We start from the raw sequence: 15,608 nt of genomic DNA, 5'->3' as shown, positions 1-15,608 counted from the left end.
TATAAAGCGAAATTATTACTATTTATAAATAGTAATTTTTTTATCATAGGAAGTCAAGGAAAATAGAGAAAATCATCTTTTTAAGAAGACTCATTTTGATAGGGCACATGAATAATCATGCTTTAATTGCTTTGAATATGTTATAATATTCAAAACAATGCAAAAAATAATCAAAAAAGAAGGGGAGATAAAAATGAGAGCTGTGCTAACAGTAATTGGGAAAGATAAAGTCGGAATTATTGCGGGAGTGAGCCAAAAACTAGCTCAATTAGAAATTAATATTTTAGATGTTTCACAAACCATCATGGCGGATTACTTTACCATGATGATGATGCTTGATATCGCAACAAGTAAAGTTGAGTTTGATGAAATAAAACAAGAGCTTGGGCAATTGGGCGTTGAATTAGGGGTATCCATTAAAGTCCAAAGAGAAGAAATTTTTGATACAATGCACAAGCTATAAAAGGAGGAACTATTTTGGAAACCAACCAAATTATTGAAACTATTCGAATGATTGAAGAAGAAAAGTTAGACATTCGTACAATTACAATGGGCATTTCTTTGTTAGATTGTATTGATAGTGACGGGGAAAAAGCCCGTAAACGAATTTTTGAAAAAATTACGACAAAAGCAAAAGACTTAGTTAAAGTGGGAGAGCAGATTGAATCTGAGTTTGGGATTCCAATCATCAACAAGCGAATTTCGGTTACGCCAATTGGAATTATCGCAGCCGCAACGGATGAAAAGGACTATGTTGCTTTTGCAAAAACCTTGGATCAAGCTGCACAAGCAACTGGCGTAAATTTTATCGGTGGGTTTTCAGCGCTCGTCCAAAAAGGATATCAAAATGGGGATAAGATTCTGATTGATTCTATTCCGCAAGCTTTGGCAGAAACCGATTTTGTTTGCTCTTCGGTAAATATTGGTTCAACACGCGCGGGAATCAACATGGATGCAGTTAAACACATGGGGGAGATTGTAAAACAAACAGCAGAACTATCGGAAATGGGCTGTTCCAAACTCGTTGTTTTTGCTAATGCAGTAGAGGACAATCCATTTATGGCAGGAGCGTTTCACGGAGTGGGAGAAGCAGATTGCGTAATTAACGTAGGGGTTAGCGGGCCAGGCGTTGTCAAACGAGCTCTTGAAAAAGTGAAAGGAGAGCCCTTTGATCTGGTAGCCGAAACAGTGAAAAAAACCGCCTTCAAAATTACTCGAATGGGTCAATTGGTTGGGAAGATTGCCTCTGAAAAACTAGGTGTTCCCTTTGGAATTGTTGATTTATCTTTGGCGCCAACACCAGCCGTTGGAGACTCTGTAGCGCATATTTTAGAAGAAATGGGACTAGAATCGGTAGGAACACACGGAACTACGGCGGCTCTTGCCCTACTGAATGACGCAGTGAAAAAAGGTGGAGTGATGGCTTGTGGACATGTTGGAGGCTTATCTGGTGCGTTTATTCCGGTTTCTGAGGATGCTGGGATGATTGAGGCCGTTCAAAAAGGTGCACTCAATTTAGAAAAATTGGAAGCTATGACGGCTATCTGCTCCGTAGGGTTGGATATGATTGCTATCCCAGGTGATACGAAAGCGCCAACAATAGCTGCGATGATTGCTGATGAAGCGGCCATTGGGGTCATTAATAATAAGACGACTGCTGTACGTATTATTCCTGCAAAAGGAACGAAGGTAGGGGATATGGTAGAGTTTGGTGGCCTACTTGGAAGTGCACCAGTGATGCCAGTGAATCCCTATGCCTCAGATTTATTCATCAACCGGGGTGGCAGAATTCCAGCACCGATTCATTCTTTTAAAAACTAAAAGAAAAGGACAAACAAAGCTTTTGACCATAAGACAGTGTGAAGCAAACCGATATAATGTGTTGTTTCACACTTTTTTATAGGGATTTATTTTAATTTTTTCTGCTATATATTTTTCCCCCATTAAATATATGTTATAATGGCTAAAATACGTAATCAAAAAGGAGAAAATAGTGAAAATTATCAGACAGCCAGAGATAGTAGAGGCGTACCATTACGAATTGATTACAGGAGATAAAGCAGTTCCCACAGAGATAAATGTTGGGATTAAACCGATTCATTTAGACGAAGAAGATGCCGAAATTGCAAATAACAAAATCGAATCCTCAGTTTTGGGTTTACGTGTGATGTTTCAAATTGTGCTTGGTGAATTTTATGTTGCAGGCAGTGTAAGACAATTGGTGACAGTAGATAAAAAAAGAATTGATAGCCCGGAAGATTGTACACAAGAAGAGTTAGATGAGTTGATGGCACCACTATTTTCAATCATTAAAAGGTTGACTTATGAAGTAACCGAAATTACATTAGATCAGCCAGGGATTGAATTAAACTTTGAAGCAAATCAGTAGTTTTAGCCAAAAAAAGGCTTCTCTAAAGTGGTGTTAAGCACCGAGCAAGCGCATTTTTTTTAATGTTATGCAAAATAGAGTATACTAAATTTATTCAGGTAGAAACTAGGTGATCAGAATGAAAAAATTATTATTTACTATTGGAGATATTCATGGAGAGTACGACTTATTAGAGGAAGTCTTAAAAGCGTATGATCCCAAACTACATCAACTTGTTTTAGTAGGAGACTTAAATGACCGGGGGCCAAAGGTCAAGGAAAGCTTACTAAAAGGAAAAGAATTGGTCGAACAAGAGCAAGCTGTGTATATTCGTGGCAACCATGAACAGATGTTATTAAATTTTGTTCAAAATCCGCAAGAGCGTTTTGTTAATTATATGCGTAATGGCGGGAAAGAAACGATAGAAAGTCTGATGTATAAAGGGATTTTCTCAGAACACTCGCCAAAAGAAGTGGCACAACTTCTTAAAGAAAAATGGGCAGACTTGTTAAAATTTCTTGATGAACGCCCTTTTTACTATGAATGGAATCAATACATCTGTGTTCATGCTGGTGTCGACTTTGAAAAAAGCGATTGGCATGATACTGATAACCAGGATTTTATTTGGATTAGAGAGCCATTCCATACTGGTAAAAATAATACAGGTAAAAAAATTGTTTTCGGACATACGGTTACTTCTTTACTTCATCAGGATGAAGAGGATTATTCCATTTGGCATTCAGACGGAAAATTCGGGATTGATGGTGGTGGCGTCTTTGGAGGGATTATTCACGGGGCTATTTTTAATGATAAGGGCATAGTAAAAGATATCCAAGCAAAAAATCCTCGAGAAGGTTGGCATTCTCCATCTGAAAAAGAAATAGAAGCGTTGCAAAATAATCAATAAAAATTCAGCAAATAAATGAATCTTCGTTTTCGAGTCAGCAAAGCAATGAACAGTTGCATGCGGTCTCGTTTTTTATTTTTAATGTAGATACAAGAATCGAGAGAGTTATGCTAAAATAAGAAAGTAAATAAGAGCAAGGAAGTAGAGAAATGAGCGAAAAAAAGAATTCACCAATTATGTCATTAGTTCAAAAAGAATTAACACAGTACCAACCAAAACAGATTCAAACGGTTTTAAATTTATTAGAAGAGGGCAATACAGTTCCATTTATTGCGCGTTATAGAAAAGAAATGACGGGAAGTCTTGACGAAGTTCAAATACGAGAAATTGATGAAAGACATCGTTATCTACAAAATTTAGAAAAAAGAAAGATGGAAGTTCTTCGTTTAATTGAGGAACAAGAAAAGTTAACCAGCGAGTTGGAGAAAAAAATTGTTACGGCTACAAAAATTCAGCAAGTGGAAGATCTATATAGACCGTTTAAACAAAAAAGAAGAACCAAAGCAACGATTGCCAAAGAAAAAGGATTAGAGCCGTTTGCAAATTGGCTTCTTTCATTGCCAGAGACAGGTGAGGTGGTAAAAGAGGCACAGAAATATCTTGATCCTGAAAAAGATTTGGCAGAAGTAGACAACGTGCTTCAAGGGGCACACGAGATTTTAGCAGAAAAAATTAGTGATGAACCAAAATTTAGAAGCTGGATTCGTGAGTTTACTTTTTCAAATGGTTCTTTAACGAGTCAGGTTAAAAACCAAGAAAAAGATGAAAAATCAGTTTTTGAAATGTATTATGCCTATGATGAGCCACTAAAAAAAGTAGTAGCACATCGGATTCTTGCGCTTAACCGCGGAGAAAAAGAAGAAATTTTAAAAGTCGGTATTGAATTAGAAGAAACTAAAATTTTCCAATATTTAATGAGACAATTAATCCCCGCCAATCAAAAGACGATTGTTACGCCGTATTTACAAGCAGCAATAGAAGATAGCTACAAACGTTTTATTGGTCCAGCAATAGAACGAGAAATTCGTGGCGAATTAACAGAGAAAGCAGATGAACAAGCAATTCACATCTTTGGCGAAAATTTACGCAACCTTTTATTACAGGCGCCTTTAAAGGGCAAGGTAGTTCTTGGATTTGATCCCGCTTATCGTACAGGCTGTAAGCTAGCTGTTGTGGATGCAACGGGAAAGGTACTAGCCATTAAAGTAATCTATCCGCATAAACCAGCTTCACAAACAAAACAAGAGCAAGCGGCAAAAGAGTTTATCGAATTTATTGAAAAGTACCAAGTAGAAATGGTCGCAATTGGAAATGGAACAGCCAGCCGTGAGTCAGAAACCTTTGTCTCAGAACAGCTTAAAAAAATAAAGCGCGAAGTCTTTTATGTGATTGTGAGTGAAGCAGGTGCCTCTGTTTATTCTGCAAGTGATTTGGCCAGAGAAGAATTCCCAGAGTTACATGTAGAAGAACGGAGTGCAATCAGTATTGGTCGCAGATTGCAAGATCCCCTAGCAGAGTTGGTCAAAATTGATCCAAAGGCTGTAGGGGTGGGACAATATCAACACGACGTTTCCCAAAAACGTTTAGCGGAACAGCTTGATTTTGTCGTAGAAACAGCGGTTAACCAAGTAGGGGTAAATGTGAATACTGCAAGCGCAAAACTGTTACAGCACGTTGCAGGTCTCAATAAAACAACTGCTCAAAATGTAGTACGTTTTCGAGAAGAAAGTGGCGCTTTTAGAAGTCGAGCGCAGCTAAAAAAAGTTCCAAGATTAGGACCAAAAGCTTATGAACAAGCAGTTGGATTTTTAAGAATTGTCCATGGTAAAAATATATTAGATAATACGGGGATTCATCCAGAAAGTTATACGATTGCCAAAAAGGTGATGGAAAAAGCAAATTTGACTGCGGCCATGCTAGGTTCAAAAGAAGCGAGAGTGGCCATCGGCAATTTATCTAAGACTTCGCTTGCCGCGGAGCTAGCTGTTGGTGAAGAAACGTTAAATGATATCATTGAAGGATTAGTACGTCCAGGACGTGATATGCGCGAGGAAATGGCGACACCACTACTTAGAAAAGATGTGTTGACCATGGAAGACTTAAAACCAGGTATGAAATTGCAAGGAACAGTGCGTAATGTTGTAGATTTTGGTGCATTTGTAGATATTGGGGTCAAACAAGACGGGTTGGTGCATATTTCTAAACTAAGCGAAAAATTTGTTAAGCATCCAACAGATGTAGTCGCTGTTGGGGACATTGTGACGGTTTGGTTAGAAGAAGTAGATTTAAAAAAAGGCAGAATAGCATTATCCATGCTTTCTGAAACAAAACGAGAGGAATGAACAATTGATGACAAACGCAAAAGGAAACTATGTGGCGGAGCATAGTGAAGATGCGCCACTTGATACAGCAAAACTGCAAGTATTGGTCGAAAGTATCTCTGAACAAGTCTTTTCAAAACCATTTTTGCACAAAGCTATATTCAATCCTAGGTTGCGTTCGACAGGTGGGAGGTATCACCTGTCGGATCATCATTTAGATTTTAATCCGAAAGTTTATGAGAGGTATGGAATGCCAGAGTTGATTCAAGTGATTAAACATGAATTGTGCCATTATCATTTACATATTGAAGGAAAAGGGTATCAACATAAAGATCCAGATTTTAAAAATTTACTATTAGAGACAGGCGGTAGTCGTTATGTTCGATCACTAATCGATCAGACGACGGAAAATTATCGCCAATATGAGTGTCAGAAATGTCATACCTTAATACTTAGAAAACGTAAAATTAATACGAGTCGTTTTTCTTGCAAGTGTGGGGGGAAACTAAAACTCATCTCGTTGAGATAGTGAGTAAGATTTTGCTGAAAAGCAAAAAATACAGTATTTTATTCTTCGGCCGGCTGCTCGTCTTTTGGTTAAGAATAAATTCTGTTTTTTTATTAGAGTGAGTAGTCATGTGGGATAAATCAATGCAAATAAAAACGGGACAATCAAGTTTTAAAATTTTCAATGGAAAAAAATGGGGGATTAGCGATGAAGTTGGTTTTACAAGAAGTGTCAAAAGCATTTGGAGAGAAAAAAATAGTAAAGCAAACTTCTTTTGTGTTTGAACAAGGAAAAATATATGGTTTACTAGGACGTAATGGTGTGGGAAAGACCACTTTGTTTAATTGTATTGCAAAAGATGTATGGATTGATCAAGGTGAAATTTATTTAGAAGAAGCAGGAAAAAAGATTAGCTATGATGAACAGGATATTGGCTATGTGCATACTATGCCACATTTGCCAGAATTTATGACAGGATATGAATTCGTCCGCTTCTTTATAGATGTGAATCAAGCAAAGGTTCAAAATCCATTGCCACCAAATGCTTATTTAGAACAAGTTGGAATCAAGTCAGCGGATCAACATAAATTGATCAGAGATTATTCCCATGGGATGAAAAACAAGCTGCAAATGATTTGTGTGATTTTGACAGAGCCTAAAGTCTTATTGTTAGACGAACCACTTACTTCTTTTGATGTAGTAGCCTCTTACGAAATGAAAAAACTAATTTTGAACTTAAAGATGCAAACAATTATTGTGTTTTCAACTCATATTCTGCAACTAGCACAGGATTTATGTGATGAAATTGTATTACTACATAACCATGGGTTACAAGAAATCAAGGATCAAGATATTCATGCTGAGGATTTTGAAAATGAGATTATTCAATTGCTTTCTGACGAAGGAGGCGAGTAAAGTGGTGGGAGAAAATGCCTTTAAAACTAGGTTGTTTTTACTTAAAATCCAAAAAGTCACAAACCTAAATAGTTTGATTTATTTTTTGAAAAAAATACCATTCATTGGTAAAAAGATTCCTGACAGGTTGTATAAACTCTACTCAATCAAAGCAATTTTATTTTACGTACAGCTCGTAATCAGTAGCTGTTTAAAGGTTCTATTAAAGTTTGTCTGGTTCGGTGCGTGTCTTGGGATTGTCTCGTTAGTGCCACTTAGTCATATTCTTTCATTAAAAGGAGAGAAGGCTAACTGGTACGCAGCTGTAATTTGTTGGTTTTTGCTAGTAGTGCTAATAAAAGGAGGCACAAGTGGGTTATTTTACCGAGTTTCCTTTAGAGATAAAAATATGCATCAATTGTATAACTTTCCTAAAAAAGATCTGGTGCTTAGCACAGTCGTGTCTAATATTTTAGGCAATAGCTTTAGTTATTTACCAGCGTTTATTGTCGGGGGGCTCTTTTTGGGACATGTTGTTGCACTTCCAATATTTTTGCTTTTTGGCTATGTTTTTTTTCATCTTATCGGCTATTTGGGCAATTATTTATTCTGTAAATATCAAGTGAAGACTACTCTAAAAATTGTCATTGCTGTTATATTAGAGCTCATTTTTCTGGTGTTGATATTATTGATAGCAACTAAGGGGCAGTTTTTATTGGACAATTCGTTTGTTTTACTTTTGAGTGCCTTAGTATTGCTAGTCGGTACAGCAATTAGTAGCTTTTTTTGGCTAAAATCTTTAGCGAATGAACGTTATATTTTTGAATTGTATCGAGTAAATCCTCTTGAAGTGGAGCAGGTGGAACAAAGCGCAAAGCAATCGAGCGTGCTTGAAGGGGTCAATTTACTAAAAAGTTTGACGGTCGAAGAAGAACACTTACACGAAAAAGCGACGGGTAGTGCGTATTTAAATTTGTTACTTTTTACTCGATATCGCAAGCAATTAAGCAAATTATTACGCTTTCGTTTGTTACTTATTGTTGGAACTGGAAGTGCCATTATTTTAGCGAGTTTTTTCATCAATGCTTTTAAAATTAAGCATCTCAGTGAGCTATATAGTATATTTCCAGCGGTGATATTTCTAATGTACTTACTATCATTTGGGAAAAAAATTGTACAAATTTGTTTTGTCAACTGTGATGTAGCAATGCTCTATTACCCATTTTATCGAAAAGAAAAAGTGATTTTATCGGGATACAAATTTCGACTAAAAGAAACACTTAAGTACAACACAATCATGACAACAGCTCTGTTTTTAATGTTTGTTCTATTCACGATTGCACATAGCCAATTATTTGAGTGGAGCTTCTTCTGTATTTTAGCGTTATTATTAGTAAGTTTGAGTTTATTACTGTCTTTTCATGAGTTGTTTATTTATTATCTCTTACAACCTTTTACCTCAGACATGGAACAAAAAAATCCCCTTTACTCTTTAGCTAGTGGAACGTTTTACTTTATTATCTATCTGAACATTCGATTGCATATTACGGGGTGGCTATATCCAGTTGTCTTTTCACTTTTTGCTCTCTTTTATGTTTTGATTGGCTTAGTATTAATACGAAAATTTGCACCAAAAACGTTTAAAATCAAGTAGTTTATTAAATTTTATTAAAAGATTTTCTATTGGTTCTTTGATATTTGTGAAGTAAGATAGTCATGCACCCTTTTAAGTGTGAATTTATTAATAGAGAAGGAAGAAGGCGTTTTTTTGGAAAGAAAATCATTTCAAGAAGATTTACAAGTCCAAAAACATAGGTGGATTATTTTAGCAGCAGTTGGCATGTTCACTTTTATGGCAACATTGGATGGTAGTATCGTAAATATTGCTTTACCTACTATTTCAAAAGATGTATCGGTTCCGATGAATCAAACAGAATGGGTTGTTTCTATTTATCTTATTGTCGTCTGTGCATGTCTATTGTTATTTGGAAAAATAGGAGATGCAATAGGCAAAATCAAAATTTTTAAGTTAGGTACTTTTATTTTTGTTTTTGGTTCGTTTTTATGTGGGATTCATTTATCTTTAAACTTTTTACTCTTTGCACGTGTGGTACAAGCGATTGGCGCAAGCATGACGATGTCCACAAATTCGGGCATCATCACAGAGGTTTTTCCTTTGCAAGAACGTGGACGAGCACTTGGTATGATTGGTTCGTTTGTCTCTTTAGGAGCAATTGCAGGACCTGGTATTGGTGGCGTGATTTTAGCTCATCTAAGTTGGCCTTATATTTTTTGGATTAATATTCCCATTGGGATTCTGACTATTATCTTAGGAGCAATCTATTTGCCAAAAGATATCCAGGCAACCAAAGATCCAATTGATTTTAAAGGTTTTATAGCATTTGCAATTTTTATTTTAGGACTTTTTGGAGCAATTTTTATTGGTCAAGAAACAGGATTTTTGAAAGCACCGATTGTTGCCATGTTTGTGATCTCTATGCTAGCATTGGGACTATTTTGGAAGATTGAACAGAGACAGCTAAAACCGCTAGTCGAATTTTCAATTTTTAAAAACAAGACGTTTACCATTAGCTTGCTCGCAGCAGTTTGTATTTTTGTGGCAAACTTTTTTTCAAATGTTCTCTTGCCATTTTATTTACAAAATGTTCGTGGATTTTCAGCGAGTCATGCTGGATTACTCATGATGGTCTTTCCACTGGTGATGGTCATTGGCTCACCTATAACAGGGATTCTTACAGATAAATGGGGTCCACAACGGTTAACACTTATTGGACTTGGTGTTTTGACACTGACCGAATTTGGCAATATCTTTTTACAAGAAAAAACTCCTATTAGGTTCTTTCTTCTTTTATCTGCAATGATGGGGCTAGGCAATGCTATTTTTCAATCACCAAACAATACAATTGTGATGAGTTCTGTAGAAAAAAGACAGCTCGGGGTTGCAGGTGGCATGAATGCCTTTGCAAGGAACTTTGGGATGGTTGTAGGAATTTCAGCTGCAACAACTATGCTTTATAGTGCGATGAGCCAAAAGTATGGTTCAAAAGTCATCACATATATTCCGAGTAGACCAGATGTATTCGTTTATGGGATGAAGATTTCTTACGCTTTGGCTTTTGGAATTTGTTTGTTTGCAACAGTAATGACTGCTTATCGTTTAGTGAGGAGCAAGCGTAAATAATTAAAAATAATACAGACAGAAACAGCATTCTGTCTGTATTATTTTTTGCCTAAACTGTTATATTTTTTTGTTATTTCCTTCAAAAGAAGCTATAATAGAAGAGCAAAAGAAACCATAAATCAAGTGTAAATCAAACCATAATACTCAAGAGGAGGCAATACGAGGTGGCAACAAAGCATGATCAAATATTAGCTTTTATTGAAACTTTGCCTGTAGGAGAAAAAATTTCTGTGCGACGAATTGCCAAAAATTTGAACGTCAGTGAAGGAACAGCCTACCGAGCGATTAAAGATGCTGAAAATATAGGACTTGTTTCCACTATTCAAAGAGTTGGAACGATTCGAATTGAAAGAAAGATGAAAGAGAACATTGAAAAGTTGACATTTGGTGAAGTGGTGACAATCATCGAAGGAGATGTGTTAGGCGGGCATGCCGGACTTGATAAGGCACTCAATAAATTTACGATTGGTGCGATGACTGAGACAGCAATGAAACGCTATATTACGGCTGACTCGCTTGTAATTGTTGGGAATCGTTTAGGTGCGCAACAACTTGCCTTAAAAAGTGGAGCAGCTGTACTGATAACTGGTGGATTTGACACCACAGAAGAAATCATCGCACTAGCGAACCAGTTAGAAAGGCCGGTAATGCGAACAAGTTATGACACCTTCACTGTTGCAACCATGATTAACCGTGCATTGCGTGATCAGCTGATCAAAAAAGATATTATGCTAATTGGGGATATTTTCACACCAATTGAGCGAACAAACTATCTTAATAGTACAGATAGTATCACAGATTATCGGATTTTATCCGAAACGACCGAACACTCTAGATTTCCTGTAGTGAACAAAAACAAACGCTTACTGGGAATGATTACGGCAAAAGATGTGATTGGAAAATCGGAACAGCAAATAGTAGATAAAGTGATGACTAAAAATCCTAGAAGTGCCAAAACTCATATGAGTGTTGCAAGTGTTGGGCACATGATGATCTGGGATGGTTTTGAGATGATGCCGGTTGTAGCGGATGACTTAACACTTTTAGGAATTGTATCTAGGCAAGATGTAATGAAAGCCATGCAGCTTGCGCAGCGCCAACCACAAGTTGCTAATACCATTTCTGATCAAATTTCTGGAGACATATTAGAAGTGAAAGAAAAACTAGCGCTCCCAATTGGCAAAGAAGTCTCTAGTTTTCAGTTTACGGTGACGCCGCAAATGGTCAATAGTGTGGGAACCATATCTTTTGGTGTTCTGAGTGAAATCGTGACCAATGTTTCTGAAAGAGTGATGTATGCGAATCAAAAACGGAATGCAGTGATCGAACAGGTAAGCTTACACTATTTACGCTTGATTCAACTAGAAAGTGAATTAGAGATTCGCCCTAGAATTCTTGAGATTGGGCGACGTTCAGCGAAATTAGATATTGAAGTTTATTTAGAAAATATTATTACAGCAAAAGCAATTGTTGTATGTCAATTAATGGAACGAACTTAAAAAGAAAGAGGAAGCTTATGAAAATTACCGACAAGATTTTATCTGAAATAAAAGCCTATCAAACGATTATCGTACAACGGCATCAAAGCCCTGATCCAGATGCATTAGGTTCTCAAGGAGGCTTAGTTGAGATACTTAAAGCCTCTTTCCCGAAGAAAAACATCTACAAAGTTGGCGGTAGTGTGGAGGACTTAGGTTACTTGGTTGAGATGGATCAAATCGAAGACCAAGTCTATAATGGAGCCCTAGTCATTGTCACAGATACAGCAAATGCTCCGAGAATCAGCGATCAACGTTACGCATTGGGAGAAAAAATTATTAAAATTGACCATCATCCAGATGATGAACCCTATGGAGATCTTTCTTGGGTAAATACGAAAGCAAGTAGCTGCAGTGAGATTATCTTTGATTTTTACTCTGCATGCCAAGATGAACTGAAGATGACGGATGAAGCAGCACGTCTTTTGTATGGTGGAATCGTCGGAGATACTGGCCGCTTTTTGTATCCTGCCACCACGCCGCATACAATGGAAGTCGCTTCTAAATTAATGAATTATACTTTTGATGCCACAAAGTTGAACCGCCAAATTAATGAAATTACATTCAATGTAGCAAAGTTATCGGGCTATGTGTTGGAACATCTAGAGGTGGATGAGGACGGTGCAGCCATGGTCTTGCTTCCACAAAAAACGTTAAAAAACTATCAAGTGGTTGATTCTCAAACCGCCGCACTTATTCCTCTTCCAGGCCAAGTGGACTGTGTCAAAGCATGGTTTATTGCAGTGGAGCAATTAGACGGAACGTACCGCATCCGTATGCGCTCTAAAAAAACATCCATCAATCAAATTGCCAAATTGCACAACGGTGGAGGCCATCCCCTAGCAAGCGGTGCACGTGCTAAGGACTTGCAAGAAGTAAATCAAATCTACCGAGAAGTACAAGAAGTAATAAAAACTCAATAATTTATGAAGCTGCAATTTCAGCTAAATTACCTAAAAAGAAAGAAAACACCGGCTTGAAAAATCTAGTCGGTGTTTTCTTTGCGGTTAGTTGCTTATGCTCTATTTATTGCGTGGATAAAAAGAAAATAGGCGCTTTTTTAGTTGAATTCTTCCAGCTCAAGGCTCGTGTTTTCCCACTCTGCCAAAAGCTTTTCTTGTTGCAGTTCGGCTTGTTCAAGTGCTAGAGAAAGCTCTTGAATTTTAGGGACATCACTGACTAAATCAGGCTGACTCAGCTCTTGGTGAATCGCTTCAATAGTTTGCTCAATTGTCTGAAGTTCATGTTCTAAAGATTCAATCTTGCGTTCAATCGATCGAATTTTCTTTTGTTGTTCTTTAGATTCTTGAAAGGTTTTTTTCCCATCTGAAGAAGGCGAAGCGGTCTGTGTGATGCTGTTCGTTTCTTTTAAAAGCTCCTTGATTTCTGCTTCTTCTTTTTTCTTTTCTAAGTAATAATCATAATCGCCTAAATAAAGTTTGCTGCCATCTTCTGTCAGCTCGATGATTTTTGTTGCAATCCGGTTAATAAAATAGCGGTCATGTGAAACAAAAAGTATAGTACCCGCGTAATCAATCAATGCCTGCTCAAGCACTTCTTTACTATCAATGTCTAAATGGTTGGTTGGTTCATCTAAGATTAAGAAGTTTTCACGATTCATTGCCAACTTCGCCAAAGCCAGACGAGCTTTTTCGCCACCACTTAATAAAGACACTGTTTTTTCCACTTCATTGCCACTGAACAAGAAACTTCCCAGAATCGTTCGAATATCCTTTTCTGGTGTGGTAGGATGCTCATCCCAAAGCTCTTGGAGCACTGTTTTTCCAGATTTTAAATTGGCTTGTTCTTGATCGTAATACCCAATTGAAACATTGGCTCCAAAATGCGAGGAGCCTTGGATAAAAGGAAGCTTCCCAATAATTGATTTTAATAAAGTCGTTTTTCCAACTCCGTTAGGTCCCACAAGCGCAATGGCTTCTTGTTTGCGTATATCTATGTTGATAGGCTGACATAAAGGGGCTTGTTCATAACCAACAGCTCCGTCTGTTATTTGTAAGACAATATTGCCAGATGGTTTGTCGATTTGAAATAGAAAATGTGCAGATTTTTCATCGCCTTTTGGTCGATCCAATCGCTCAATTTTCTCTAACGCTTTTCTTCTACTTTGTGCTCGTTTGGTTGTCGTAGCGCGTACAATATTTTTTTGCACAAAGTCTTCCATTTTGGCAATTTCTGTTTGCTGTTTTTCGTAAGCTTTCCATTCACTTTGGAGACGTTCTTCTTTTTGAACTAAATAATTGGAGTAGTTGCTTTTGTAGAAAAACATCTTCTTTTGTGTTATTTCATAGACTTCTGTGACTACTTTATCTAGAAAATAGCGATCATGTGAGACAATCAATAGCGCGCCACGATAGTTTTGTAAATAGTTTTCTAACCAAGTCAAAGTTTCAATATCCAAATGGTTTGTCGGTTCATCCAAAATTAAAAGTTCAGGTTTTTCCAGCAATAATTTTGCCAAAGCCAGACGTGTTTTTTGACCGCCTGAAAGAGTTTGAATTTTTCGATCAAAAAATTCTTCTGTAAAACGAAACCCATGTAAAACAGAACGAATTTCTGCTTCGTATCCGTAGCCATTCATTTCTTGAAATTGATGCTGTAAGTAATCGTAATCAGACAGAAGCTTTTGGTAGGAATCAGAAGTATGCTCACTACTTTGGCGACTAATTGTCTGCTCAATATGATGCAGCTTCTCTTCCAATGTGCGCACCTCATTAAAGGCGGTCAGCATTTCTTCCCAGATGGTTTGATCAGAGGCCAAACCTGTATTTTGTGCAAGGTAACCAATTCGAATCCCTTTGGCTTTGGACAAAGTCCCCTCATCAGGGTCTTCTAGACCAGCAATAATTTTTAAAAAAGTCGATTTTCCCGCACCATTTCGACCGACCAGTGCTACTCGACTACGTTCTTGTATTTCCATATATAAATGTTCAAATAAGCAATCGCCACCAAAATAGCGAGCAACTTGATGAGCTTGTAATAAAATCATGTTTTTCTCTCCATTCTTTTCGTTAATAGTTTAACATATTTTGCTTATTTATGTGAAAAAACCGAAGATCAATTGATAGAGTAAGAAAAAAAATTCACAATTGAAACAGAAAAATTGCTTTTTAACTTATAAAACTGGTATGATAGGTTTGTGAATTTCGTGTCATCTAGAGGCATGAACAGAATTTAGGAGGTTTAATTATGAAAGAACAATCCATACCAAAAGCAACGGCTAAACGTTTACCGTTATATTATAGATATCTTCGCTTTTTAGCTGATTCTGGAAAAACAAAAGTTTCTTCAACAGAATTAAGTGAAGTGGTAAAAGTTGACAGTGCTACCATTCGTCGCGATTTTTCTTATTTTGGTGAATTAGGAAAAAGAGGGTACGGGTATGATGTTGAAAGTTTGCTAAACTTTTTTGCTAAGACGTTAAGTGAGGATCGTTTAACCAATGTTGCGCTTATCGGAGTGGGAAATTTAGGCAATGCATTACTTAAATATGGGTTCCACCAAAGCAATAATATTAGGATTAGTGCTGCTTTTGATATAAGAGAAGATATTGTCGGCAGAATTGTTGATGGAGTTCCAGTCTATCCACTCTCAGATATGAAAGAGCAAATCAAATTACAACAAATTGAAATTGCGATTTTAACAGTTCCATCTAGTGTTGCACAAGATAATGTCAATAAGTTAATTGATGCAGGAATTAAAGGGATAATGAACTTTACCCCGATTCGGATAAATACACCACACGATATTCAAGTTCAAAATGTTGATTTAACCAATGAACTGCAAACGCTCATTTACTTTTTAAATCATTACGGACCAAAACTAGAGAAACAAGAAGCAATCGATAAATAA

Annotated in this window: 13 protein-coding genes; 12 read left to right on the top strand and 1 reads right to left on the bottom strand. The window is 36.9% G+C overall.

The window, feature by feature from the left end:
* Positions 1-193 precede the first annotated feature (193 nt).
* The 11 genes from CBF30_RS05480 (at position 194) to CBF30_RS05430 (ending at position 12,661) form a co-directional block, all read left to right on the top strand.
* Positions 194-463: an ACT domain-containing protein gene (locus CBF30_RS05480; protein ID WP_126823517.1), complete on the top strand. Its 270-nt coding sequence runs from the start codon at positions 194-196 to the stop codon at positions 461-463.
* Positions 464-477: 14 nt separating this feature from the next.
* Positions 478-1,821: a PFL family protein gene (locus CBF30_RS05475; RefSeq protein WP_126823515.1), complete on the top strand. Its 1,344-nt coding sequence runs from the start codon at positions 478-480 to the stop codon at positions 1,819-1,821.
* Positions 1,822-1,993: 172 nt separating this feature from the next.
* A complete protein-coding gene (locus CBF30_RS05470) occupies positions 1,994-2,389 on the top strand; it encodes a DUF1149 family protein (protein WP_170168951.1) in 396 nt (131 codons plus the stop codon).
* Between the two features lie 118 nt (positions 2,390-2,507).
* A complete protein-coding gene (locus CBF30_RS05465; RefSeq protein ID WP_126823512.1) occupies positions 2,508-3,275 on the top strand; it encodes a metallophosphoesterase family protein in 768 nt (255 codons plus the stop codon).
* A gap of 149 nt (positions 3,276-3,424) precedes the next feature.
* Entirely contained in the window at positions 3,425-5,617 is a 2,193-nt protein-coding gene (locus CBF30_RS05460; RefSeq protein ID WP_126823510.1) for a Tex family protein, read from the top strand.
* A gap of 7 nt (positions 5,618-5,624) precedes the next feature.
* Positions 5,625-6,125 carry a SprT family protein gene (locus CBF30_RS05455; protein ID WP_126823508.1) on the top strand — a complete coding sequence of 167 codons (501 nt, stop codon included), beginning with the start codon at positions 5,625-5,627 and terminating at the stop codon, positions 6,123-6,125.
* Between the two features lie 186 nt (positions 6,126-6,311).
* Positions 6,312-7,019 (top strand): ABC transporter ATP-binding protein, encoded by a 708-nt coding sequence (locus CBF30_RS05450; protein ID WP_126823506.1) that lies wholly within the window; start codon positions 6,312-6,314, stop codon positions 7,017-7,019.
* Position 7,020: 1 nt separating this feature from the next.
* Complete coding sequence (locus tag CBF30_RS05445) at positions 7,021-8,652, top strand: hypothetical protein (protein WP_126823504.1); 1,632 nt, start codon at positions 7,021-7,023, stop codon at positions 8,650-8,652.
* Between the two features lie 114 nt (positions 8,653-8,766).
* Entirely contained in the window at positions 8,767-10,200 is a 1,434-nt protein-coding gene (locus tag CBF30_RS05440) for an MFS transporter (protein ID WP_211340472.1), read from the top strand.
* Between the two features lie 164 nt (positions 10,201-10,364).
* Positions 10,365-11,699 (top strand): DRTGG domain-containing protein, encoded by a 1,335-nt coding sequence (locus tag CBF30_RS05435; protein ID WP_126823502.1) that lies wholly within the window; start codon positions 10,365-10,367, stop codon positions 11,697-11,699.
* A gap of 17 nt (positions 11,700-11,716) precedes the next feature.
* Positions 11,717-12,661, top strand: a complete 945-nt coding sequence (locus CBF30_RS05430; protein ID WP_126823500.1) for a DHH family phosphoesterase — start codon at positions 11,717-11,719, stop codon at positions 12,659-12,661.
* A gap of 137 nt (positions 12,662-12,798) precedes the next feature.
* On the opposite strand, the gene CBF30_RS05425 is transcribed toward CBF30_RS05430, so the two are convergent.
* Positions 12,799-14,745 carry an ABC-F family ATP-binding cassette domain-containing protein gene (locus CBF30_RS05425; protein WP_126823498.1) on the bottom strand — a complete coding sequence of 649 codons (1,947 nt, stop codon included), beginning with the start codon at positions 14,743-14,745 and terminating at the stop codon, positions 12,799-12,801.
* A 200-nt stretch (positions 14,746-14,945) separates the two neighbouring features.
* Here CBF30_RS05425 and CBF30_RS05420 point away from each other — a divergent pair, with 200 nt between their 5' ends.
* Positions 14,946-15,608 carry a redox-sensing transcriptional repressor Rex gene (locus CBF30_RS05420; protein ID WP_126823496.1) on the top strand — a complete coding sequence of 221 codons (663 nt, stop codon included), beginning with the start codon at positions 14,946-14,948 and terminating at the stop codon, positions 15,606-15,608.

Origin of the sequence: Vagococcus entomophilus, from assembly GCF_003987595.1 — a bacterium.
Classification (GTDB): Bacteria; Bacillota; Bacilli; order Lactobacillales; family Vagococcaceae; genus Vagococcus_E; species Vagococcus_E entomophilus.
This window is presented reverse-complemented; position numbering and strand designations above follow the sequence as displayed.